Source organism: Leptospira fainei serovar Hurstbridge str. BUT 6, assembly GCF_000306235.2.
In the GTDB taxonomy this organism is placed as follows: domain Bacteria; phylum Spirochaetota; class Leptospiria; order Leptospirales; family Leptospiraceae; genus Leptospira_B; species Leptospira_B fainei.
Map to the genome: position 1 here is coordinate 1,743,376 of NZ_AKWZ02000010.1, position 24,912 is coordinate 1,768,287.

General features: G+C 43.7%; 19 protein-coding genes. 4 read left to right on the forward strand and 15 right to left on the reverse strand.

Features of this window, described 5'->3' with window-relative positions; genetic code table 11:
* Positions 1 to 207: 207 nt before the first annotated feature.
* From LEP1GSC058_RS17245 to LEP1GSC058_RS17255, 3 genes are all read right to left on the reverse strand, one after another.
* Positions 208 to 1,077: a c-type cytochrome gene (locus LEP1GSC058_RS17245; RefSeq protein ID WP_016549743.1), complete on the reverse strand. Its 870-nt coding sequence runs from the start codon at positions 1,075 to 1,077 to the stop codon at positions 208 to 210.
* Entirely contained in the window at positions 1,074 to 1,667 is a 594-nt protein-coding gene (locus tag LEP1GSC058_RS17250; RefSeq protein ID WP_016550303.1) for a TetR/AcrR family transcriptional regulator, read from the reverse strand. The genes LEP1GSC058_RS17245 and LEP1GSC058_RS17250 overlap by 4 nt, the downstream gene beginning before the upstream one ends.
* Before the next feature lie 337 nt (positions 1,668 to 2,004).
* Positions 2,005 to 3,693: a putative bifunctional diguanylate cyclase/phosphodiesterase gene (locus LEP1GSC058_RS17255; protein ID WP_016549388.1), complete on the reverse strand. Its 1,689-nt coding sequence runs from the start codon at positions 3,691 to 3,693 to the stop codon at positions 2,005 to 2,007.
* Positions 3,694 to 4,511: 818 nt separating this feature from the next.
* Here LEP1GSC058_RS17255 and LEP1GSC058_RS17265 point away from each other — a divergent pair.
* Complete coding sequence (locus LEP1GSC058_RS17265) at positions 4,512 to 5,657, forward strand: alkane 1-monooxygenase (RefSeq protein WP_016550455.1); 1,146 nt, start codon at positions 4,512 to 4,514, stop codon at positions 5,655 to 5,657.
* A 137-nt stretch (positions 5,658 to 5,794) separates the two neighbouring features.
* Here the strand turns inward: LEP1GSC058_RS17265 and pepN are convergent, their stop codons facing one another.
* From pepN to LEP1GSC058_RS17280, 3 genes are all read right to left on the reverse strand, one after another.
* Positions 5,795 to 8,323, reverse strand: a complete 2,529-nt coding sequence (gene pepN / locus LEP1GSC058_RS17270; RefSeq protein ID WP_016550122.1) for an aminopeptidase N — start codon at positions 8,321 to 8,323, stop codon at positions 5,795 to 5,797.
* Between the two features lie 64 nt (positions 8,324 to 8,387).
* Entirely contained in the window at positions 8,388 to 9,647 is a 1,260-nt protein-coding gene (locus tag LEP1GSC058_RS17275; RefSeq protein WP_016550681.1) for an MFS transporter, read from the reverse strand.
* 13 nt (positions 9,648 to 9,660) lie between these two features.
* Positions 9,661 to 10,242 carry an NUDIX hydrolase gene (locus LEP1GSC058_RS17280; protein ID WP_016551028.1) on the reverse strand — a complete coding sequence of 194 codons (582 nt, stop codon included), beginning with the start codon at positions 10,240 to 10,242 and terminating at the stop codon, positions 9,661 to 9,663.
* Between the two features lie 106 nt (positions 10,243 to 10,348).
* Between LEP1GSC058_RS17280 and LEP1GSC058_RS17285 the strand changes: the two genes are divergently transcribed.
* The 3 genes from LEP1GSC058_RS17285 to LEP1GSC058_RS17295 all read left to right on the forward strand — a co-directional run bounded on the left by LEP1GSC058_RS17285 (position 10,349) and on the right by LEP1GSC058_RS17295 (position 15,277).
* Positions 10,349 to 12,364 carry an ATP-dependent helicase gene (locus LEP1GSC058_RS17285; RefSeq protein ID WP_039948500.1) on the forward strand — a complete coding sequence of 672 codons (2,016 nt, stop codon included), beginning with the start codon at positions 10,349 to 10,351 and terminating at the stop codon, positions 12,362 to 12,364.
* Between the two features lie 4 nt (positions 12,365 to 12,368).
* Positions 12,369 to 13,013, forward strand: a complete 645-nt coding sequence (locus LEP1GSC058_RS17290) for a tetratricopeptide repeat protein (protein WP_016549414.1) — start codon at positions 12,369 to 12,371, stop codon at positions 13,011 to 13,013.
* A gap of 125 nt (positions 13,014 to 13,138) precedes the next feature.
* Positions 13,139 to 15,277 (forward strand): LIC_12586 family protein, encoded by a 2,139-nt coding sequence (locus LEP1GSC058_RS17295; RefSeq protein ID WP_016550367.1) that lies wholly within the window; start codon positions 13,139 to 13,141, stop codon positions 15,275 to 15,277.
* Positions 15,278 to 15,314: 37 nt separating this feature from the next.
* On the opposite strand, the gene lpxB is transcribed toward LEP1GSC058_RS17295, so the two are convergent.
* The 9 genes from lpxB to ruvA form a co-directional block, all read right to left on the reverse strand.
* Positions 15,315 to 16,592, reverse strand: coding sequence for a lipid-A-disaccharide synthase (gene lpxB / locus LEP1GSC058_RS17300; protein ID WP_084680423.1), 1,278 nt, complete (start codon positions 16,590 to 16,592; stop codon positions 15,315 to 15,317).
* Positions 16,540 to 17,394 carry an LpxI family protein gene (locus tag LEP1GSC058_RS17305; protein WP_016550992.1) on the reverse strand — a complete coding sequence of 285 codons (855 nt, stop codon included), beginning with the start codon at positions 17,392 to 17,394 and terminating at the stop codon, positions 16,540 to 16,542. Before LEP1GSC058_RS17305 ends, lpxB begins: the two co-directional genes overlap by 53 nt.
* A gap of 2 nt (positions 17,395 to 17,396) precedes the next feature.
* Positions 17,397 to 17,642, reverse strand: coding sequence for an FmdB family zinc ribbon protein (locus tag LEP1GSC058_RS17310; protein ID WP_016551003.1), 246 nt, complete (start codon positions 17,640 to 17,642; stop codon positions 17,397 to 17,399).
* Positions 17,643 to 17,676: 34 nt separating this feature from the next.
* Positions 17,677 to 19,110, reverse strand: a complete 1,434-nt coding sequence (locus LEP1GSC058_RS17315) for an SH3 domain-containing protein (protein WP_016549813.1) — start codon at positions 19,108 to 19,110, stop codon at positions 17,677 to 17,679.
* 21 nt (positions 19,111 to 19,131) lie between these two features.
* Complete coding sequence (locus tag LEP1GSC058_RS17320; protein ID WP_408605708.1) at positions 19,132 to 20,679, reverse strand: TolC family protein; 1,548 nt, start codon at positions 20,677 to 20,679, stop codon at positions 19,132 to 19,134.
* 75 nt (positions 20,680 to 20,754) lie between these two features.
* Entirely contained in the window at positions 20,755 to 21,639 is an 885-nt protein-coding gene (gene sucD / locus LEP1GSC058_RS17325; protein ID WP_016550405.1) for a succinate--CoA ligase subunit alpha, read from the reverse strand.
* 24 nt (positions 21,640 to 21,663) lie between these two features.
* Entirely contained in the window at positions 21,664 to 22,836 is a 1,173-nt protein-coding gene (gene sucC, locus LEP1GSC058_RS17330; RefSeq protein WP_016549816.1) for an ADP-forming succinate--CoA ligase subunit beta, read from the reverse strand.
* Positions 22,837 to 23,357: 521 nt separating this feature from the next.
* The gene (locus tag LEP1GSC058_RS17335) at positions 23,358 to 23,801 is read right to left on the reverse strand and encodes a DoxX family protein (protein ID WP_016550801.1); all 444 of its coding nucleotides are present in this window, start codon (positions 23,799 to 23,801) and stop codon (positions 23,358 to 23,360) included.
* A gap of 465 nt (positions 23,802 to 24,266) precedes the next feature.
* Positions 24,267 to 24,905, reverse strand: coding sequence for a Holliday junction branch migration protein RuvA (ruvA, locus tag LEP1GSC058_RS17340; RefSeq protein ID WP_016550641.1), 639 nt, complete (start codon positions 24,903 to 24,905; stop codon positions 24,267 to 24,269).
* Positions 24,906 to 24,912 lie beyond the last annotated feature (7 nt).

A 24,912-nucleotide genomic window follows, 5' to 3' on the forward strand; every position in this document is an offset into this window, starting at 1 on the left:
GAAAATCGATGGTTGCGGCAGGGATGCGCAGGGCGCCAGTCCGAACGCCCGAAATTTTCATATCTTTTCTACATTTGGGAAGCGTTCGGATGAGCGGGGCTCCGCGAACCCGGAGTAGCCCGGCCCCGCAGGGGAGCCGCCCATTTTTTAGATACTTTAGAAAACGATAAAATATTTTTCATCGGAAACTATGAATGTCATCTGCTATCAATTCGAGGGGGTGGATTTCAAATACAACCAAAGCGCTTTCAGTTCCGTATCGTTCATGTAAGCGAAATTTTCCCAAGGCATCGGAGCTTTCATAGTCGAACCGTCGGGTCTTTTGCCAGTTTTGATAGCTTGAATGAATTGTTGTTCATTCCATTTACTTAATGCTTTGCCGGTGATACTCTGCGCGGGCGGCCATTCCGGAGGCGCGCCGGGAATAGGACCGCCGGAAAGATCTGAGCCGTGACAGCCGGTACAGGATTCGGAAATATAATGTCCGTATTCGATCGAAACCGCAGGGTGAACCCGCTCCGGCGCTTTGTTCTCGTCCGAAATCAGTTCAGCCGCCACTAAAATAGGAAGTTTACCGAGAACGAAGAGGAGTCTGCCGATCGGCCCTACATTTTGTCGAATGGAAGGTTGATCCACTTTAGGTTGGCTTTTGATAAAAGAAATGATACGTCCGGTATCCTCGTCGCTTAATCCACTGTAATCCGTCGAAGGCATAAAGATAAGCGATCGACCGTCTACTCCGATTCCTCTTCGAATTGCGCGAGCAAATCCGAATGTATTCGTTTCTCGAGTCAGATTAGATCCTGCAAATCGTCCGATCGCCGGATCGTCCACGAAGATATTTCCGGCCAGATTTTTTCCGTGGCAATCAACGCAACCGCGTGAAAAATAGAGCCGTTTTCCCTCTTCGATACTTGCCGGATCGGTAGGTATCGTGAATTGTTCACTTCCCGTCGCGGCGGAATATCTTTTCTGCATTCTATTCGAACTTAATAAATACACAAATCCGAATGAGATGAGTAGGATTGCCAAAATCCCACCTACGAATACTCCTATCCCCTTTCCGATCTTCTTCATTTTTTTCTCCTTTTAGACGAATACGTGTTTTTCCTGATTTTAATTCCTTCAAGGAAAATTTGAGTAATTCTCTCGAGTCCCGAATCGAAGGAATAGTTATGAGAGATGAGATATTCCGGAACGAGCAACGTATTAATCGAGGCTAGTAACATATCGATTGCGAACGGAATATCCAGATCGAGAGTGAGTTCATTCTTTTCTTGAGCTTCTTTTAATAGACCGATCAGGCTTCTGATATTCGCGGTCCGAAACTCCACCATCTGAGCGAATATATCGGATCTTTCTCGCTGTAGATCGATCATCAAGCTTTGAGAAACTTTGGAAAGTTCACGGGCAACTTGAGTTAGAATTTGTCGGAATCGATGGAGAGGTGGGAGTTCCTTTTGAGAAAGAACGAGCATGAATTTCGCACGCACTTGCGTTTTAAAATGCTCAAGCGTCGCAGTCACTAATTCTTCCTTAGAAGGGAAATAGCGATACAATGTTCGTTTACTTATCCCTGCGGCTTCAGCGATTTCATCCATATTCACCTTATGAAATCCTCGCGCTAAAAACAAAGCTAAGCTATTTTCAATAATTTTATGATTCATGTAAGACGGAAAAATATCGATTTAAAAAATCGATCGAAATAGTTTCGGATGCAAAAGAGACATGCTAATCGGGACGAACCGATACCATTTCCATTCCGTATTTCCGGAACTGCACGAAGATCGGCATCGATGATTTCTTACAGAGCTTAAGAGTAAGTAAACTGAAAAAATGTCAATTAGTTTACCTGAAATAATTTCATTCGCAGAGGTTAAAGAATATTAGATATTTTGAGGACAAGATTTTCTCCTTCATTTCGGAGTCTAAAAATCGGGTAGAAGACATTCCATAGAATCCAAGACTGAGTTCGGGCGCTTCTACTTGAAAGCCTCCGTCTTTCTATTTCTTGTGAGTAAATTCAATGAGATCTTGAAATGAAATGGGTCGGCTAAAATAAAATCCTTGCACTTCATCACAACCTAGATCGCGGATTTTTCTAAGTTGGTCCTCTGTCTCGATTCCTTCTGCCGTAATCCTAAGTCCGAGACTCTTACCTAATGCGACGATCGTTCGCGAAATTGCAAGAGAGTTGGAATCGACTAGGATTCTGCGCACGAAGGACTGATCAATTTTTAAGGTACGCAACGGAAGCCGGCTTAAATAGGCGAGATTTGAATAGCCGGTCCCGAAATCGTCGAGGGAGAGGGCGATTCCCCATGAGTGTAGTTCAGCTAGAATTTCTAATGCAGAGGTCATGTTTGTTATCAAACTGGATTCCGTAATCTCTAACTCGATATCTCCTACTTCGATCTCGTATTTTTCGATGGAGCGGAGAATTTTTTTAGGAATCTGCGAATCTTCCAGCTGCTTTGCGGAAAGATTAATCGAAATACGAATCGGCGAGTGATTCGCTTTTTTCCATTTTGCCAAATCCTCCAACGCCTTTTCCAAGACAAATTCACCGATCTCCATGATGAAGCCGGATTCCTCGGCGATCGGAATAAAAACAGCCGGTGAAACAATTCCGAGATCGGGATGCTGCCAGCGAACCAAAGCCTCCGCCGATACAGTTTTTCCAGTTTGTAGATCGATACGCGGTTGATACTGTAGAAATAATTCTTCTTTGGCTATGGATTGTATAAGATCCTTCTCCATTAAGTATTTCTCTTTCATACGGATTTTCCATTCGGACGAATACGACTGCACTTTCGAGAAACCGGATTGCTTTGCTTGGTTTAATGCGGTTTCCGATTTAACAAGAAGTTGATCGGATGATTTACCGTCGAAGGGGTATACGGCGATACCGGCTTTGATTTCGGATGAGATACTTTGACTGACTACTTGTATCGAAGAAGAGGCTGCTTCTTGAATTTTCTTAGCCCATTCCTCCGCATCGGATAAAACTTTCGAGTCGGGGAGAACCGGGAAAAAAGAAAATTCTCCATCTCCAGTGCGAGCTAACACGGTTTCTTGTCCGAGTAGGACTTCCAACTTTTGAGCTAATCCGCGAAGGTACAAATCTCCGACGTGCAGGCCGTAATTGAATCGTATCTCTTTGATCCGAGTGACTTCTAAAGAAAGAATCGGCATGCTAAGCGCATTGTCTTTTTCGGAAAGTTCGCGTAAAGCGATCGAAAATTTTTCTAGAAAAAGAGTCCGATTCGGAAGACCGGTTAATCCGTCGTAATTTACCAAATAATGTACAAGCTCGTCTAGTTTTTTAACCGTGCTCGCCGTATCTCTCATTAGAGTTCCGACTTCGTCGTGAAATTCCGTCGGTAAATCCGGGAGAATCTTTTCCGACTTATATCTGCGTAAGGACTTGGACGTATGAACGATAGGAGCTAAAAGTTTACGCAATCCGAATAATGTAATGAACGTGCCGATAAACGTTGAAAGAAGAGCGAGAAGAATAATATGAATCGTGTTTTGGGAATCGGCCGTTGCAAAGATCGCGAAAAAGAACAGTAAAGAACTTAGCGGGATTTGCGCGCCTAAAAAGGCTACGATCATGATCTTACTAGTATAAGATTTTAAAAAACGGATTTTATTGAATGATGAATAAAGATTAAAATCTTTGTGATTCACGAAGACCTCGAATAACCAGAAAACTATTTTTGATTTTCAACTTGGCTTTGGATCTTGCGTTTTTCGTCTTATAAAGTCTGAGACAGACCTTCAAGTCATCGTTTCTGCCTTGACCACATTCACAAGATAAAAAATCTCTTCAGGCATACCTCTTTAGGCGTAGACTGATCGTTATAGAATCAATAATGGATCGACATCTTCGCTTAATCGTAGGTAAAACCAGTTCGAACCGGCACTCGATTCGTAGTTAGTATTTATTTCTTTCGAAAAGATCTGTTTTGATCGTCGGTATTGATTCGGATCGTGGATTTTTTCTTTTGCTGCAACACAGGCAAATTCAGTTTTTGGTTTTTACTTGCAGGGAATTTAATTACGGAATGCGAGCGGTTCCTCTCCGAATCGGGAGATTTTCGATTCGAAACGAATATTGGGTAAGAGCGATCTCAATTCCGGAACTCGGAAATTTCTTTCTTGGAGCAAAACAATTTAAGATGGAAATAGTCCGAAATTCGGAAAATAGCCCGCTCTGTCTCAGGTCAAAACCCCAAGTTTCTTTCGCTCTTTTTTCCGGAAAAGAGCCTTATGGATTGGCATTCATTGAAGAATACTGTCGATCTGGCAGAGTTTTTTTAAAATTCGTGCGTAAAATCAAACTATTACTAACAATCGTTAGAAAAAAGAGGGAAACTGGGGTAGTTTCAGTTTTTTTTCTTGAACTTTTTCTTCTTTTAATATAAATATCAAACGTTCGAAATAAAATAATATCTAAGCTTGTTCGATAGGATTTGCTTCGAATACTGGTAAGAGGTGAGAGAGTAATGAGTAACTGGAAGAGATTCGCGTTCCTAGTCGCATTCATAGTGCCTGCGCTGGCGGTTGTCGGCTACTATTTGGGAGGAGGATTTAACTTCCTCACGTTTACTGTCGTATTCGGTATTTTACCGATTTTGGATGTTTTAGTCGGCTCAGATCCATCTAACCCTGATGAGGCGGAAGTAGTCGGATTGCAGCAGGAATTTTATTTTAGATTTTTGACTTACGTCTGGGCCTGGCTTCAATTTGCCTTAGTGCTCTGGTCGTTATGGGAAGTCCAAACACATAATTTAACTTGGTTGGAATGGACCGGTTTTGTCTTAGCGATCGGAATCAATACGGGTGGAATCGGAATCACTGTAGCTCACGAGTTAGGTCATAAAAATACGAAAGTAGAGCAATGGTATTCAAAATTTATTCTTATGACCGTTTGCTATATGCATTTCTTTATAGAGCATAATAGAGGGCATCATATTAACGTATCCACCGATGGAGATCCCGCTTCTAGCCGAAAAGGGGAATCTTTTTATTCGTTCTATCCGAGGACAGTGATGGGAAGTTTTACCGATGCTTGGTTTCTTGAGAAGAAGCGGTTGGAAAAGAAAGGAAGATCGGTTTGGACATTTGAAAACGAGATGATCACTTCCATGATCGTTCCGGCGCTTTTTATCGGAGCTGTGCTTGGAGTCTTTTATGCCCTCACCGGCATTCTAAAATGGGAAGTCCTAGCCTTCTTCTTAGTTCAAAGCTGGATCGCTTTTTCACTTTTAGAACTCGTGAATTACATAGAACATTACGGTTTGAAGCGTTTGGAAGTATCGCCGGGTAAGTTTGAAAAGGTTCTTCCGATTCATTCCTGGAATCAGAACTTCGCCGTATCGAACGCATTTTTATTTCAGCTTCAAAGACATTCGGACCACCACGCAAACGCGGGCCGCCGTTATCAAAGCCTTCGACATTTTGACGAAAGTCCACAGCTTCCTTACGGCTACGAAGTCATGATCCTGATTGCCTTGTTCCCGAGTTTATGGTACAAAATTATGGATTGGAGATTGGAGAATTGGAAGCAAAAATACTACGGTTCTTCAGACGGTGATAAACGAAGAAAAGATAGCGACGCTATGCAGAAAGGGAAGGTAGCGGTAGTTTAAAAATAGTTTCTGCAAAAGATCGGCGAAGAACTCCACTCTAAAGAAATTACTTTTAGAGAATTCTTCGCTTTTCTCGTTTCTTCTACTCTTCTTATTTCTTCGAAGTCACGGGCCCTAACGCGAGGGCCCTTTCTCATTTACTTCTTATATTTTTCCAAAATCCTTAAAGTTCGTACCAAATCGTCCCGTTGTTGCTGCAAATCTTTTCGCAAAAGCTCGGGAAGGTTCGGATGATCTTTAAGAAAATCCTGGGTTTTTTGAAGAAGGGCAGGGTCCGGCTCAAAGGAAGGAAACAACATATGACCGAAGGCTCCCGAAAAATGCGGGTCTCTCTTTTCGTAGATCTGGATCACAGAGTCGAAGTATTCGTTAACGAATGGGGCCAATATTTCCTTTTGATGATCCCATTGAAATCCCCGCATACCGAAACGTAGAAAGTCGGTGGAATCTCCTTCTTTCGGCGTTTTAAATCGATCCCACGCTTCTTTTTTAATTTTGGAATCCGGAAAAGAAATTCGAGCCAAATAAGCTTTCTTGGCTCCCAAATCCGAGCCGTCCTTTTGTTCTTCTTGCGATAATAGATTTAATCCCTCGGAATCTCCGAAGGCGCTTAGGCGGGCAAGAATTCCCCATCTTCGTTCTTGGTCGATCGGAAGTCCGAAAATCGAATCCTTACCTTGTAATAGAAGTTTTAAATATGCGAGTTGGCTTTGCGTACGGGAAGTGCTTTCCAGAATTCGAAACCATAGTATCTGTTCCTGCTCTTGATTCGTCCTCTTTGCGAGCTGCGTTTTTGCGATTGCGTTCAGTTTTTCCGACCAAACTTCCCGTTCCGCTTGCGGCAGATAATTGGAAATCGCAGTCAATGCCTTGGTTAGTATGTGACTGTTTCGAACGGAGAGATCAGGTTCCTTCATCCCTTGGTCAAAGACCAGGTCCAAAAAATCTCTCGGAGAGAGTTCTGCGTCGCGAACCATTTGCCATAAACTTCCCCAAACGATGCGTCGAGAGAAGCGATCCGAAAGAGTATCTAAACGTTTTTTTAAAAGTGAAATCGATTCGGTTGGAAGGTATGTTTTTGCATAAGCGTAGTCTTCGGTATTTAAGAGTAAAAGATCCGTTGCCGTAGGTTGCAGGCTTTCCTCTAAAAGAGTCTCTTCTCCTTTGATAAGTATTCTCTTTCTTTCGAGTTGGACGAACTTACCGTCGGTTTCTCTGTACAGCGTCGCTTGCAGAGCGTGGGTTCTATGAAGATTATTTCCTTCCGACGGCCTTTGTAGGAGAAACGATCTTCCGTTTTTGTTTGCTGGACTTAAAGTATTGACTCCGGTTGTTTCCAACCATTCTCGGCTCCAACCTCGAACGTCGATCCCGCTTATTTCAGACATGCTTGCTAAAAAATCTTCGAGTACCGTATTTCCCTCGGCATGACGCTTGAAGTAGAGTCGCATCGCATCCCGAAATTTTTCCTCACCGACGTAATACATCAACTGCCTTAGAACGGATGCGCCTTTTGAATAAGAGATTCCGTCAAAATTGCTGATCGCTTCCAAGGTATTTTCCGCCTTCCCGGCGATCGGATGGGTGGTAGAAAGTTGATCCTCCCGATAGGCCCACTCCTCGCGTACATAGAAGTGCTCCAGCGCATCGGAAAATAGTTTTCCTTTGGACATCGAGTAGTACGAAAGATAGTCGGCAAAACTTTCATTCAGCCAGAGATCGTTCCACCATTTCATCGTAACCAGATTTCCAAACCACATATGAACCATTTCGTGATAAATCGTGTTCGCTCGATTTAGATATTCCGAATAGATTCTAGGACCTCTAAATATGTAACTTTCCGAAAACGTAACCGCACCGACGTTTTCCATTGCACCCATATTGAATTCCGGAACGAAGATTTGATCGTATTTTCCGTAGGGATATGGAATCCCGAAATAATCTTGTAAAAAGGCGAAAGCTTCCTTGGTGATCGCGAAAATATTCGGCGCATCCATAAATTTGGCGAGAGATTTTCTGCAAAACAATCGTAACGGAATATTGCCCGCCTTATCTTCCCAAACCGCATAGGGACCTACGATCAACGCGAATAGATATGTGGAAAACTTTTTGGTTCTGGTAAATCGAATCCTTTTTCTTTCGTTCGCCAACATCTCTTCCGAAAAAGGCAAAGTATTATGAATATAGGTCCATTGAATTGGGCCGGTCACTTCCAAATCATAAACCGCTTTTAGATCGGGTTGATCGAAAGCGGGAAATAGCCGGTGCGCTTCGAAGGGTTCGAAGTCGGTATGCATATATTCCGCGGAGTCGGCAGGATCTTTGAACTTATGGAAACCGGAACCTGTATGATCGAACGTATTTTTATATTTTACTCTTAGTTCGTTGTTTCCCGTTAAGAGTAGCTCTGCCGGAAATTGAAGACTGGATTCCTTTTTCTCGTAATTCTTTTCTTCTTTTCCGTTCAACCAAAGAATTTCTATCTTTTGGGAAACGAAGTCCACTTTGAGCTGTCCTTTCTTTCCTCCGGAATAAACGAATCGAAGAGTCGAATCTCCTGAATATTCCTGAGACCCTAGTTCCAATTCAAGTTTGAGGGAATAAGATACGTCCGAGATTTGGTTGGATCGTAAAAGCGCTTCCTGTTGGGTTAAGATATTATCCATTCGATGAAATTAGACCTCGATCATTCGGTTTAAGCAAGGATTCTTGCGATTTAGGAAGACTGATTTATCCCGTTACGTCCTTCAAGTCCAACTTTCTAAGACGAGGGGCTACCGTTGCTACAAAGCCTACGGTCACTAGAGTCATCAGTCCTCCGAAAACGACTGAAGGAGCCAATCCCATCCACTTGGCCATCACTCCTGATTCGAACGCACCGATTTCATTCGAGGAGCCTATGAAGATATTATTTACTGCGGAAACTCGACCGCGCATATGTTCGGGAGTATATAGTTGTACGATCGTTTGCCGGATCACGACGCTGACCATATCGAAAGCTCCGCTTGCTATTAATGCAAATGCCGAAAGGTAGAAATTACGAGAAAAAGCGAAAAGAATCATGCTAAGGCCGAATCCGAATACGCATGCGAGCAATAGTTTTCCGGAATCTTTTTTAGGCGGCTTGGCGGCGATGAATAACGCGCATAAAACGGCTCCTGCCGCAGGAGACATTCTTAATATTCCGTATCCTTCCGGTCCTAATGAAAGAATCTGTTCCGCAAAAGCCGGCAGTAGTGCGACGGCTCCTCCAAAAAGAACGGCGAACAGATCCAAAGAGATTGCTCCTAAGATAACCTGATGTCCAAATACGAATTTCCATCCCGAAGCTAAACTTACTAAGATGGATTCCTTAGGACCGCTTTCGGGCAGAGGTTTGGACGGAATGAATAGTAAAAGGCCGAAGGCGAAAATCATCAAGGCCATATCGGTAAAGTAAGCGGATTCGATTCCGCTGAATCCGATCAATAGTCCTCCTAAGAAAGGGCCGAGTACGGAGGATGCCTGCCAAGCGATTCCTCCCCAAGTTGCCGCGTTAGGGAACACTTCTTTCGGAACGAGTTGAGTTTGGAAAGCTGCGACGCTCGGGCTTAAGAATCCTCTCGCGATTCCGGACAGAAAAATCACCGAGTAAATCGGGAGGCTTCCGTAACCCAATATCACCCATGAAAAATAAGGAGTCGTGAAGGAAAAAAGAAGGATGGAACATAGAGTCAGTAATGCGAGAGAGGAAACGATCACTTTCTTGCGAGGAACACTATCGACCACTAGACCGGAAAAAAAAGAAATGAAGATGGAAGGGATCGCTTCGGTCAATCCGATTAAGCCTAAACTTAACGCATCCCCGGTGATTTTGTAAATTTGCCAAAACACGATCGTAGATTGAAGAATGAAGGAAGTGGTGATTAGAAATTTTGCGAGGACGAAGTTTCGAAATTCCGGAATGAGGAGAGACTCAAAGGGAGTTCTAGTGAAGAATTTTTTTTTCATGAAACGATCCGTTTTATTTTTTTAATGGGTATTTGAGGAAAAACATTCCGAGCGCTGCGACCATCATACCGTGATGAAGTATGTTTTGTTCCATGAGTGAAGGAACTCCTTCCAAGGGATACTCGTAGAACTCTATCTGTTCGCTTTCATCCAAGTCCTGCCCGCCTTCGTGAGGAGTTACATTCCGAGCAATGTAAGTATGGCACCAGTTATCGAAAATGGCCGGATTTCCGGAGACCTTTCCCAGATATTCCCACTCGTCGGAGATATATCCGGTTTCCTCTCGCAACTCGGCCTGTGCAGATTCTAGTAGAGTTTCCTTCTCGGCGATTCCTCCAGGAATTTCCAGGGAATATCGATCTAAACCATGCCTATACTGATTGATTAGTAGAATTTTTCCTTCGCTCGTCAGTGCGATTACGTTTACCCAATCCTTCGAGATTAGATGGAAGAAATCTCTCGAGACATTTCCATCCGGCGATTCCGTATGACAGGAGACTAAATCGAAGATAGGGGTATGAAAAAGAAGTTTTTTGGCGCCTCGTTTCCAGAGATTTGAGTCGGGGCGGTAATCGGTTGGTCGAAATTCTTGCATCGGATTGACGTTTCTTCCAAGATATTCGGCCCCCGTCTGATTCGCAAACCTTTGCCTGTACGAGGTTGACAAGAAGCGAAAACTCGGAATTATGTCCCATGATTCCATGAAGCTGAACCCAGAACAGGAAAAAGCGGTACAAACCGTCCAAGGCCCATTGCTCATTTTTGCCGGAGCAGGATCCGGTAAGACGAGGGTGATATCGAATCGGATTTCTCATATGGTCCAGGACCATCATATTCCCGCTTCGAAAATCGTTGCTCTATCCTTTACGAATAAGAGCGCAAAAGAAATGGCAGAGCGCGTGCGGAAGCTTGTGCCTCGCAATTTATTGAAAGGAATCGTTTTATCGACGTTCCATTCGCTGGGGTTGGGAATTCTAAAAAAGCATATCGAAAAATTAGGTTATAAACAACCTTTCCTTCTGTTAAACCAAGCGGACCAGGAAGGATTGATCACCGGTATGCTCGTCGCTCAAAAAATAGAACCGAAGCGAGCGCAGGTGAGCGAGATTCTCGGAAAGATTTCCCGCGTCAAAAACTCGGGACCGGAATATCTGGAATTTCTTCGTACTTCGATTAACGAAGGCGATTTAACGGCGGCATCCCTCTTTCAACAATATCAAGATTCTTTGAAGGAACAAAACTGCATCGACTTTGACGATTTAATCTTATTACCCTTCAGGCTACTTGTCAATTTCGAAGAGGTTCGGGAAGAGTATCATAAAAAGTTCCAGTATTTTATGGTCGACGAATTTCAAGATACGAATCGGACCCAATATGAATTCCTGCGCGCCTTGATGGGAACTTCGAACGATCTCTGCGTTGTCGGAGACGACGATCAATCGATATACGCATTTCGCGGTTCCGACGTTAGTCTTATTCTCGGTTTCGAAAAGGATTTTCCCGCTGCCACCGTGATTCGTCTTCTCGAGAATTATCGATCCACCGATATTATCGTGTCCGCCGCAAATTCCTTGATTCGTCATAACTCTTCTCGGCGCGAGAAGGAACTTTATTCTAAAGTTCCAGGTGCGAGAAAAGTGAAATATGTGGAAAGGATAGACGAAAAAGACGAAGCGGAATGGGTAGCCGATAGTATTCGGGAAGAAATCATCAAAGAAGCTCGAAAGGGAAGCCAGATCGCGATTCTATTCCGGACCAATTTTCAATCTCGTCCTTTCGAAGAAGCCTTTCGAACTCGGGACATGCCGTACAAAGTGGTCGGCGGTTATAATTTTTTTGATAGAAAAGAGGTTCGAGATTTAATTTCCTATATCCGTTTGATTGCAAACCAAAAAGATGATGCCTCGTTATTGCGCATTATTAACTACCCTAAACGCGGGATCGGCCCGGGTTCGATTTCTCTCGTGCATGAAAAGGCAGGACATAATAAAGAGTCGTTATACGAAACCTTATTCCGGGTTTGCGAGTCTCCCGATTTTATTCCCGATTTGAATAGAAAAGTCGCTTCCGAGATCTATAACTTCGTTAATTTAATAGAGAAGGCTAAGAAAAAATTTTCCTCCTCGCCTCGGCTCTTTTTCGCCTTGCGCGAGTTAATCGCGGATTTGGGTTTGGAAAAGGAAATCGTTCTCGAGGAGAAGGAGGAGAAGGTAGCAAAAGCAAGAATCTATAATATGTCCGAACTGGTGAATATGTTGGCCTTTTTTGAGGAAAATAACGAATCAGGCGAGAAACCGACGCTTTTTGACTTTATTAACCGACTTGCAATGCTTATGGAAGATGCCCCTACCGATGAGAAAGAAGATAACAGGGTGCAGCTGCTAACGATCCATCAATCCAAGGGACTGGAATTCGAATCGGTGTATGTGGTAGGCTTGGAAGAAGGAATTCTCCCGAACGGTCGAATTGCTACTGAAGAAAATGCCGTTGACGAGGAGCGCAGGCTGATGTATGTGGCGATGACTCGAGCCAAAGCCCATTTATGCTTGACAGGAGCCGCAAATCGCCGCAAATTTGGGGAGCAATTGAGTTCGGAGCCTTCTCGGTTCCTAAAAGAGATCGACTCCGACACCCTAGATTGGCTTTCGAACGAGGAAACTAGGCAACAGGAGACGGATGACTTTCTCCAAGAACTTGAAAAATTGAAAACGGGATGAGAAAATGAATAAATATCTCACGATATTGATACTTGGAAACCTAACCCTCTTTTCCTGCGCTACGGCACAGAGAGATACGGCGGTTTCAGCCAACTTGGAGTCCCAGGTTAGAGCCGAGATAAAAATCATAGATGCCCAACTGCAAACGACCAGCACTGAAGACAAAAAAAGGTCGGAACTTCTTCTCCAAAAATCAAAACTTCTACTGAAAATCGAATCCTTTAAAGAAGCTTCGCTTGTCTTAAAAGAACTCCAAAATTCCAAGGAAGGAAAAAACCTTCTGCATCTGGACCATTATCTCGGTTCGGCATATTTGGGAATTAACGATTATGGTAATGCGATTGTTCACTTCCGTAAATCCGATAATATTGATAGAGACTTCGAATCGGCTAATCGTAAAAAAATGTGGGCAAAGGCGTATTTCGAAGATGAAAAATACGGCCAGGCTCTGGGAATTTTAGGTCGTGCAGCTCGGGATAAGAATTTTGAGAAAGACTTGTTCTATTACGAAACTGTTGTCGTTAGTTTCTATCGGATTAAGGAATACAAAAGATGCCAGATGGTTCTGGAAGAAGGATTGCAGAAATTTCCAGAGAGCGCCGTACTACGGGAGACCTCGGAAAAAATCGCGCAACTCCTTCCGCGATAATTCGACTTTCCTTTCCACTTCCTAAAAACTCTTTCATCGTAAGGGACCGGATCGAAGTAAAGATTCGGGTTCCCTTTTTCGCGTACAAATACTCCCGAGTATTTTTTATTCGGGCCAAACGAACGATGGAACGTAAATCTTTTCGGAGGATTTCAGTATCCGCGATTATTTTTCTTCTACTTTTAGCAGCAGCGAAAGAAGGCGCAGAGTGGTATTTTGTTCGTCGTATCTTGGATCTGCGTGCAGTTAAAGAACTTTCCCGCAACTTTATAAACGAAGAATTGGGGAGGGCCGTAGCTCTAGGCGTCGTGGAATATGAATTTCCTAATCATGTTTTTATCGAAGATCTAAAGATTTCCAGCGACGAAGACTTTGCAGCCCAACATCTTATTTTTAAGGCAAACAAAATCGAATTAGTCTTACGGGGACTTTGGAAAGGAACTCCTTCCGTTCGCGCCATTCGGATTCGAGACGCCCAAATTTCGCTGGATCTAGAAGATAAAATTTCCGGTGAAATTCTCGGATATATTCATAAAGTGAATATTCCAGAGATTCGACTAGAGAATACGACAGTGTCGATTTCCAAGGGAGAAAAAAAGCTTTTGGAAGAAGTTCGAGGAGTGGATTTTCTGATTCGCAAAGAAGGATCGAAGATCAACGTCGGAATTTCTGATTCGGTTTTTCCTTGGCCCGGCCTACGTTACGTTAACGGTACGTTCGCGACGGATATCGGTTCGAAAGGAATGTCCCTTTCATTAGATTTTAGGAATGCTAGAGCAAGTGCGATCGGAGGTTTATATTCGGAATTTTCACCTTTTTTTCCTCAGAGTGGCAAGATTTCGGGTAAAGCGTTACTTGAGACTGACGGAACTATCCTAAAAGTAAGCGGTAAAACGGAATTTTCGGGAGTAACCGGAGAGGTTCTTCAGGATTTACCTCTTCGCGAAGAACCCTGGCTTTGGAAGAATGTAAATCTGGACCACGAATGGGCGCGATCATCCCAGGAGTTAACGTACAAAGAATACCATCGAATCTACGACGGAGACGATTTTTTAGAACTTGCACGAGACAGAACCGATAAAGGTCTACGTTCCTGGAATTTAAAATTGGAAGTAGCCGATATAGATCGTCTCAGGGATTTTCTACCGTTTACCGGACAGCTAGAATCGTTCGGAGGCGGGGTAAAACTGTTTTGGAAAGGCAAGGAAACCGGTAATTTCGGAGATTGGCTAAAATTCGAAAGTAGCTTGGCCGTTAGGAATTTCCGATGGAAGGACGCGGATCTGGATCTTAAGATCGACGAAGGAATATTCGAATGGAATCTCGCAGGAATATTCGGCGCTAGTTTGAAAGGTTCACAATTCGGGTTTCCCTTAACGGCAAAAGCGAGCGGAAAAACCGCATTTAAGAAGGCTCTGAAAGGGGACGGTTCAGCGTATTACCCTCTTCAAGGGGAGTATAATCTCGAACTGGATACCGAGTCGCTGGTATTGGAAGATTACTTAACCTGGTATCGAAGTTTAAGACAGATGGTCCGGGAAGACGTCCGAACTCGGATGGAAAAATTAATTCCGGAGATTCGCTTTGTTCGAACGCCTATCTTTAAATATTTTTTGGAATTTCCTACCGGCAATTTAAAGGTTCATTCGAAGCAGATTCGCTTGCAAAGAAGCCTTTCTAATATGGGGGAATTATCACTTAATGTTAAGTTAATTCCATATCAATCCAGGCTGGAAGGAAAACTTTCCGGAGTTGCGGATGCGAAAATTAGTTCCTATTTTACGTACGGGAACGAGAGTCCGTATTTCAATTTCGATTTCGAAGGCGTTCAGCTCCCTTGGAAAGTTCCGGCATTTCGATTTTGCGGAAAAGATTTAATTCCGGAAACCGTTACGGGAAAAGGGAACATTCGGTTTTTTGGAAATAATTTCCTGGATTTTTACGATCATTTCAATCTAAGCTTGCAGGAAGTTCGGCTTAACGGTCTTCGCTGGAAGGGGGCGGCCAATTTTCCTTTGCCGCTTCAACCGGATTTTGAAATGGAGTTCGATTACAGCGACCCGGGTAATCCGCCGTTACGTAACCTTTCCTGGAAGTCGGGGAATTTTAATGCGACAGCTGCAGTTTACGTAGAGCCTTCCGCTTTGCGTTATTCCATCACTGGAAGTTCCCAATCGACTTCGTCGGATTCGTTTATTCCCGCAGTTTCGACTCCGTTCTTTACAAAGTTTCGCGAAACTAAAGACGGCTGTATTTTAGAGTGATACTATCTCGAAACATTAACGAATCTTTATGGATTTTTTAATGTTTCTCTTTTAGAAAATGAACGATCGCTTTTGCTGCATTTCGCGCAGTAGGATCTTCTCCTAAAGATTGCTTTACGGAAGAGATTTCTTCTATCATCGCGTTTCTATATTTTTTATTCTTCAGGATCGCAAGGGCCTCTTCGCGGGCGATTTCCGGCGTGCATTCGGCTTGAATCAATTCCCGCGCGGTTTCTCTTCCCGAGAGAATATTAACTAACCCGATAAACGGAGTTCTAATAAAGCGGGAAGCGATTACATAAGTTAAAAAGCTGACTTTATACAGGATGATCATCGGCTTTTCAAAATATACGACTTCTAACGTGGCGGTACCCGATGCTACAAGGACCAAATCGGCAGCCTCGATGGCACGCAACGATCGATCGAAATAGTATTCGATATTCAATCCCGGAAGCTGAGCCTGCGCATGTTCGATGGATTTTTGTATATATTCTTCTTCTTTAATATTGATGTTAGGAAGAAGAAATCGGACATGTTTTTTTTCCGCTTCTAAATCGGAATGCAGAAGTTTTGCAGTCTGTATCAGAGTTCCTAAAATGCGCCGAATCTCTCCGCCTCGAGATCCCGGCATTAATGTTACGATAAACGAAGAATGAGGACGATCTTCCCCGGTATTCGGAATCGGCAGCTCCTTCTTGATTTTTTCCTTTATCCGCTGGGCAATCGGATGGCCGACAAAAACGCTACGGATCTCGTATTTATCATAAAGCTCCTTTTCAAAAGGAAAGAGAACCAGCATTAAATCCACGTTTTCTTTGATGGTAAAGATTCGATCGAATTTCCAAGCCCATAGTTGCGGAGAAACGTAGAAGATGACTTTAATACCGAGGGCTTTTAACCGCTCGGCCAACCGTAAGTTAAATCCCGGATAATCGACTAATACTGCGTGCGTGCATGAACGCGCAATAGCTTCGTCCACCAGCTTTTCCATAAGCGCTTTCAGAAATTTATATTTGAATAAGACGGCAGTGAAGCCGATCACCGATAACTCTTCCATATTTTCAATGGAGTCGAAGCCTTCTTCGATCATTCGGGGGCCGCCTACACCGAAGAAAGGCGAATCCGGATAAGACTTTCTTAGTTCCTTGATGAGTTCCCCTCCGAGCAGATCGCCTGAATGTTCTCCAGCCAAGAAGAGGAACACAGGCGAGGAACTATCTGTCCATTCTCGAACGATATGTTTGTTCTTTTCGAGACCTTTCTTATGCTTTTGAGATGCTTTTTTGGATACGGTTGATTTTCGAGAGGTTACCACGGCCGATACTCAAGATATGTATTTTCAATTTTTCGGCAAGGCGAATAAATTCCGTCGGATCGACCACGATGGTTTCTCCTTCTCGAAGAGAGAGGGTTCCGCAATTATTATCTTTCATCGTTTTTAAGGTTTCCAGGCCCACTGTGGGGAGGTCGAATCTATCGTCTTGACTCGGTTTGGAACTCTTACAAACAACGGCTTTATCTTTCTTTGCGAACGATCCGCCTCGCTCAATTGCCTTGTCCGTTCCTTCCACCGCCTCCACTGCGAGCACCGATTTATCCAAAACGATGACGGTTTGTCCAATATCCAGATTCGCGATTTTTTCGGCATATTCCATTCCGAATTCGACATCCGCGAGTTGCTTTTTGTCCAACGGCTTTTTGGTGTACCGACCTTCCGGCAAAAGTAACGATTGCAGATATGTTTTCTGGGAAAGGATCTTTATTCCTTCTTTTTCGAAATCTTCGGCTATCGTTTTAAAGATAGAGTAATCGTGTTTGTTGACCATTCTCGCTAAGAGAGCGATCGCCTTTAAATCGAAATTTAAGCTCTTAAAAATGATCTCTTTTTTTACTTTTCCTAAAAGTAAGAGGCGGTCGATCTTGTTGGCTTTGCAGGATTTGAATAGCCCGCCTATTTTTGCGATATGAATCGGGATGACTCGATCAGGATAATTTCCGGTTTTAAAGTCGGATTCGGCAATGGAAAGAAAAAGCGGATCTTCGCCTGCGGCCAATGCTTCTCTCATTCCGATTTCCGGAAGGTTGCCTCCTCCCGCTAAGATTCCTAAACGTCCCAAGATTATTTGGATGAAGAGTCGGACGGAGTGGAAGAAGGTGAACCGTTGCCGGAAGAAGATCCGGGAGCCTTATTGTCGGTTACGTAAAATCCCGAGCCTTTAAATATGATTCCGCCACCGTTTGAAATTAGGCGATCCACTTCGCCATTCTTGCAGAGGATACATTCTTTTAAAGGTTCGTCTTTCATCGATTGAAAGAATTCGAAAGTTTGACCACAGTTTCTGCATCTATATTCGTAAGTAGGCATTTAGTTTTTCTTTCTCCTTTTGCGATCTTTGCTCTTAGAGCTGAAATTTAAATCGGAATGCAGCCAAATTCGAATCCGAGCGCTTTTCCGGCTGGAGAAGACAAAGCTTATATCTGGTTTCCTCTCCGGGTGAAAATTCTTCCTCCGGTCGGATTCCTTGTAATACGATATTTTCTCCGACTAGAAGGGAAGCAAGTGCATTGCTTCCGGATTCAGTCGGTGAAATCGCGAGTTGGAATCGGCGCTTGCTCGAAGCATTTCCGATAATATATTTGTTCCTATTGATTGAGACGCTTTCACTATCAAGGTCGATTTGAAACGCTAGGTTCCAGCTTCCCGGCTGTCCCGAATATAATCTAAACAGAGGAACGCTATCCTCGCCGCTTAAACTTGCAGTTAAAAATTCCAAGGATCGAAACGGTTCTTCCACTAATCTACAAATTTCTCTATATTTTCCATTTTGAGAGCGATAAAGAACGATTCCGTAATCGCCGTCTAACGCAATCTTTTCGGTTTTAATATAATCACCGTGAAATCCCGGGGGAGATTGTTCGGGCTCCCAAAATGCGAAGTCCCAGGCTTGGCTTTTCTCAGAGTCCGAAAATCCGACAAGCATCGACTCGGCTTTCTCCGTCGGAAACGGATCCTCCTCGGTAAACGAAGAAAAGATCCAACCTACGGCCGGCAATTCCGGAACGAAAACTTGCAGCCAGTTTCCTTTTTTCCCGCCTATCGTTTCCGAACGGGGATCCTTATCCAGGACGAATAGGGAAACTCCCTTTTTTAATCTGGTTCGACCCGGATTTTCGGTTCCTGGACCCGTTCTAAGATTCGTATTTTCTCCGACATTTTTAAGTTTTCCGCCGAAGAACGAGGACTCTTCTCGAGTACTCAAAAAACCTAATCTTTCTTCCAGATTTTTTTTATCCGACTCCGAAAGACTCGTTTCTCTTCTTAATGCTTTACGAAGTACTAATGAATATTTCGGGCCAAGTACGATCGGATTGCTTTTGGAGAATTCCTTTAGAGATTTGACAAAGCTCGTCTCGTCTTCCCAATCCGAAGCGGTTTCTAAACGATAGGCGATCGCCTTTTGACGGAGAAAGCTGCCGGGAGACAATTGGGAAAGGAAAACATCCTCGAAAACCGGAAAGGTGACTTCGTTGCCCGTTCCGATATAAGGAATTTTATAGGCGGAAGAAAAACGAGAGGCCTCCTGAACTTGTTCGGAAGGTTCTAACTTTTTCAATTCCGCATTAAAAGAAACTAACGATTGTGAAGCGTAAAATAAATCGTACGGGGAAGGATCAGTCAATAAACGAACTGATTTAACGACTTTTTCCCATTTCCCTTTTTTGAAATTTTCATAGATCGTATCGGAAGGTTTGGGCCAAAATTTCCAAGCCAGAACGACGCACAAAATTAGGATCGCTATTCCGAAAAGAGAAAGGAAAAATCCACGCTTCAAAAGTGAACTTAGTCTCCCGCTTTATTCTACGTTTGGAAGCAGTTTATCCACACTCAAATCGAAACGTTCTAAGAGCGTATTCTTTGCGATATAATAGCGCATTAAATCGATATTAAAATTCACTTTCGCTTGGGTTAAACTAAGCTGGTCTTGAACCAAGGTATCTAAAGCGTTCTTTACAGCCACCGCATCGGCTCGGCCTTGTCGAAAGCTACGCAGAACTCCGTTATAATAACTCTGAGTCTCGCGCTCCGTAACGATCGAATTTTTGTATATTCTATAACTTGCTTCTAGAGAATCGATTCTTCCTCTGACATCGTCCCGGACTTGGTTTTTAATGTCCTGTTCCGCGAGCACTGCCTGACGAACTCCGATCTCAGAATCCCGCCTTCCTGCATAAACGCCCTTATCGAATAAAGGATAAGAAAACGCTAATTTACTTTGGTAATCCTTGTATTTGAAAGAGGTCACTCCGTCTGCGGGGTCGCTGTAATTCTTTTGCGGAGAAGCGAGAGTTTGCGCTTGCGAAGCGGCCGTTCCGGAAAGAGTCAAGCTAGGAAGCTGGTTATTCTTCGCATTCTTTAGCAGAACCTCGGCGATCTCTTTCTGTTTAATTGCGTTTAAGTAATCCGCTCTCTTTTGGTATGCGATCGCCAAATCCTTAGTATAATCCGGCTTTTCGGGAATTTCTTCCAGCAAATCCGTTTCTTCGGAAAGTTCGGTTCCATCATCCAATTTAAGTTCGCGAGTCAGTTTTCTTTTGGACTCGTCCTTTTGAACTATTGCCGTCTCAAGTTGACTATCGGCTTGGGCGAGTAGGGAATTCCATTGATTGACTTCGAAACCTTCGGACAGACCGAGACCTTGCTTACGCATCGTAAGATTACGGATGTCTTTTACGTTTTCCTGAAGTTTTCTATACGTTTTTAAAGAATGCAGTTTGATCGAATAATCCCAGAAATCCAAAAGCGAGTCCACGATTGCTTGGGAAATTTGTTGCGAGACTTGGTTCTTGGCAATCTGAGTTTGCTTCTCTAAAATTTTCTCTTCGTTTCGACCTTGATAACCGAATGCGTTTTTCATAAGGTCTTGGCTAAATGTTAAGCGAAGAAAGCCGGTATATAATGGCGGAAGTCCTAAACCCGAGAAACTTGCAGTGAACGGGTTGCTTTTATCTTCGAATGCGTTCGAGTCGAATCGTCTATTTCCTGCTTCGATTTTAAAGTACGTTCCCGTAGCCCGAATCGTTTTTTCGATCCCGCCTTTCATCGTATCATCCGAGATTTTGTTACCGGTAAAGACGTTGTTCTGGTTAAACGGCAATATCGTTTGGTTGAAGGTTCCGTCGGCGACGATTCTCCAGGAATATTTGGATTCGGCTTTTAAATAATCGGAATCCGATTTTACCAATTGGTATCGGAGATTCTGGAGGTTAAAGTTACTCTCCAGAGCGCGCTTGACGGTTTCTTCAGTCGTTAATTTGAGTTGTTTCGTGCCCGATTGGGCAAGTAAGCCGAATTGGGACACAACTAGGATGGCCCCCCAGGCAAACGCTTTCACAGCAGAAATGTATGAAAATCGCTTTGATTGTTCCTGGTAGTCTTTCATAGTAACCTCCTATTTGTGCCCCAAATTAGACCGGTTTTAGCCGATCGCCTTCTTCATTTTTTCGCCGACTTCGGCGATGGATTGACAGACGTGGATACCCGCTTCGCTCATCGCTTTCATTTTTGAGGAAGCAGTTCCCATTCCGCCGCTGATGATGGCGCCCGCATGGCCCATTCTCTTACCCGGAGGTGCGGTTTGTCCTGCAATAAAACCTACGACCGGTTTTTTTACATTGTGTTTAATGTATTCGGCAGCTTCTTCTTCGGAAGTCCCGCCGATCTCACCGATCATGACAATCCCTTTCGTTTCAGAATCTTCGTTTAAGAGTTTGACCGCTTCAGTATGGTTCATGCCCGGAACCGGGTCTCCGCCGATACCGATTACCGTGGATTGTCCCAGATTCTGCTGACTTAACTGCGCGACTGACTCGTAGGTTAGGGTTCCTGAACGGGAAACGATCCCGATCGAGCCTGCCTGGTGAATAAATCCGGGCATAATACCCATTTTTACATGGTATTTGGGAGAAATTATCCCGGGACAGTTCGGGCCGATCAAGCGCGTTTTAGAGCTTCTAAGGGCACTGTATACCTTGAGCATATCGTGAGTCGGGATTCCTTCGGTGATACAAACCACCAATGGAATTTCATTGAAGATTCCTTCTAGGATTGCATCCGCTGCAAAAGGAGGCGGGACGAATATGATAGAAGCGTTGGCTCCCTCCTTCAAAATCGCGTCTTTTAGACTATTAAAAACCGGAACCGCTTTACCGACCAGATCCGCTTTCTGTCCGCCTTTTCCGGGAGTGACTCCGCCGACTACGTTGGTTCCGTATTCGATCATTTGTTGAGCATGAAAGGATCCTTCTTTTCCAGTGATCCCTTGGACTACCACTCGGGTGTTGCTATCTACTAATACTGCCATGTTTGTTTAAGTATACCTAATCTCTTATTTAATGGCTTCTGCCACTTTTTTCGCTGCGGTCCGCAGATCTTCTTCCGCGATGATATTCAGGCCGGATTCGTTCAGTATCCGTTTTCCTTCTTCCGCGTTGGTCCCTTTCAATCGCACTACGAGAGGAACATTGATATTCACCGCTTTGGCCGCCTCAATGATACCGGTCGCGACTCGATCGCAACGTACGATTCCGCCAAAGATATTTACGAAAATTCCTTTTACGTTCGGATCACCTAAAATCAGTTTAAATCCGTTCGTTACCGTGGTCACGTTCGCTCCACCGCCGACGTCCAAAAAGTTTGCAGGCTCGGCTCCGGCTAATTTTACGATGTCCATGGTAGCCATCGCGAGACCGGCTCCGTTAACCATACAGCCGATATTTCCATCCAATTTTACGTAATTAATATTGTATTCGCTGGCTTTGACTTCTAAAGGATCCTCTTCAGAAATATCACGGAATGCCGCGTTGTCCGGATGACGATAGAGTGCATTTTCATCCAGGTCCATTTTACAATCTCCGGCGACGATTTCGTTTTCCTTGGTTAAGATCAACGGGTTGATCTCCAAAAGAGACGCGTCTTCTTTGATATAAGCTTGGTAAATGGAAGAAAGTAAAGCTTTGAAGGATTTATGAGATTCGACAGGCAATTCAAGGTCGAAAGCGAGTTGCGAAGCTTGGCTCGGCTGCAATCCGATTCCAGGATCTAATGCGATTTTTAGGATTTTTTCGGGATGAGTTTCCGCGACTTCTTCGATCTCCATTCCGCCTTCCGTGGAAGCCATGATGATCGTTTTCCGAACGGAGCGGTCCAAAAGAATACTTAGATAATATTCTTTTGCGATATTGATTCCTTGCTCTAGATAAACTTTTAGAACTTTTTTTCCCTCGTGCCCGGTTTGGGGAGTAACGAGCTGCATGCCTAGAATTTTATCAACGGCGGCGAGAGCGTCGTCTTTCGTCTTAGTCACTTTGACTCCGCCACCTTTTCCGCGCCCGCCGGCATGGATCTGAGCTTTTACGACTACGACAGGAGTTCCGGTTTTTCCGGATACTTCGTCGTAAGCTTTTGCTCCGTCTGTTTTTTGATCTATAACTACGCCGAAGGGAACCTTCGCGTTATGGCGTCTCAGGATTTCTTTCGCCTGGTACTCATGAATTTTCATTAATTGGCCTTTTTATTGGGGTTAAGAAGGATACGAATCGCTTTTTCTAAGGATTTTACGCCGGAATTTCCTGTCCATTCCTTTCGTACACAATTTACGGAACCGAGACATAGACAGTCCCGTAGTCGGTTCTATTGTTTCCGATTTCCTAACTATGGAGGCTCTGTTTATTCAAACTGGCGAATAGTCCTAACGGTTTGGCAAAATTTGTATTCGAAAACATGTGGGAGCTCCCACAGATTCTGCCGAGTTAAAATTGTTGCGATAAAATCGATTTGGTGATACGGGGTTTCTTCGGCAGGGCGCTGGTACCTCCGATCCGGCCCCCGCCCAGGAAGGGTGGGGATTTTTTCCTAAAAACCGCATTGAATCCAATTCCTTAGCAATTGGAAAAGACATAGGTGGTGAAATTTTTGAAAGAAGAAAAAAGTATTCGGGGACATTGAGGATTGGATCTAATTTGGAAGAAATCCCGCTGCCCTCAAAAGATTTCGGTCCTATAAAGGCAGCAGGTTTTTAATTTAGAATAAGGTGAGAATGAACTGATCGATGGAATATAATCCTCCGCCGGTGAAACCGAGAGTTAACGCGATTCCAATCGCTAATAGATGGAACTCAAATCCTTCCCCTTTTTGAGCTCCGTACCAGTTCATAAAAAAACCGTTTCCCTTATGGGTGAGGGCGGCTCCGACCATAATGATTCCGATGCTTATCGCCGAAAAGCGAGTTAGAAAACCCAATAGAACGGCCGCAGATCCGAGAGATTCTCCGAGTATTACGAGAGTGGCAACGATTGCAGGCAGGCCCGCTTGTTGGGTCAGATATCCAAAGGTTCCTTTAAAGCCGTAACCACCAAACCAGCCTAAAAGCTTTTGAGCTCCGTGAGGAAAGATCACTGCGGCAAGTGTGATACGAAGAATCAGAGGGGCCAGGTCCTCATTCGTGGAAAGTAAAGTTTCTAACATTGTTCTGCTCCTTATTTATGCCTCGTTCCTATAAACGGGACAATTAGTTCATGTGTTAATGCTTTAAATGTGAAGTATTTGAAGCAAGCTATTTTTGTCCGTAGGTCTAACTTTTCATGAAAAATAAAGGAGAGGTATTCAGGAAAAACGGAATGCTCTTTTGATGTAATAACAGAATTTATTCTGTTATTACAGAAATTGCTCTAATACTATTCGCCTAATCCTATAAATAGCGGGTTTGTCTAAGTCGATTGAGGGTGGGATCTTGGATTTTTACGATCTAGCCGTAGTCTCCCAAGAGAGTTTTTGAAATCAGGGATTCTGACCCTTTCTAAGTACTCGGATATCTAAGATCACTCGCAGTCGGATTGTCAGGATCCTCCCAGAGGAATTATCTCTCTTGCCTCTAAGAAAGGATAGAATCCGGAAATCAATTTTCCGCTTAGGAAATTTTTCCCAATCCGTTCAGAGATTCTTTAGAATTTCTCGAACCAATTCGCCAGTGTCCTGAAACTCTTGCTTTTTTAAGACTTTTTCGACTTCTTTAAGCGCCGATTTATCATCGAAGCCAAGCTGAACTAACGCTTGCACTGCCGTTTCTTTAAATCTATCTTCCGGAGAGGATAGTTCTTCTCTGCGTATATCCGAAGGGATCGGATCCGCCGGTGTGCCATCTAGAAATAACTCTAGCTTTTTCATATTTTGTTTCACTTCGAAGAAAATCTTTTCCGAAGTTTTGGCGCGGACTTTTGGAATTTTTTCCAGATCCTTTGCCTGACCGGAGGAAGCAATTCGATACAATTCCCAAGGACTGAAGAAGGAGAGGACCTTTAAGGCGGTCATTTCTCCGATTCCATGTAATCCTTTCATTACCTTAAAGAATTCCTTGTCTCGTTCATGCAGAAAACCGAATAAACGCTGTCCACGCTCGGTAATCGAATGATGGATATGAAGTAGAATCTCTTTTTTACCCGCAAGATAAGTATCCTTTAGCTCCAAATAGGTTTTAAACGAAATGGTGATCTCATAGGTCACACCTTGCACGTCCAATTGGACGGTGTTCACCTCTAATTTTCGAATAAAACCCTGGAGTCCGGATATCATCTATTGA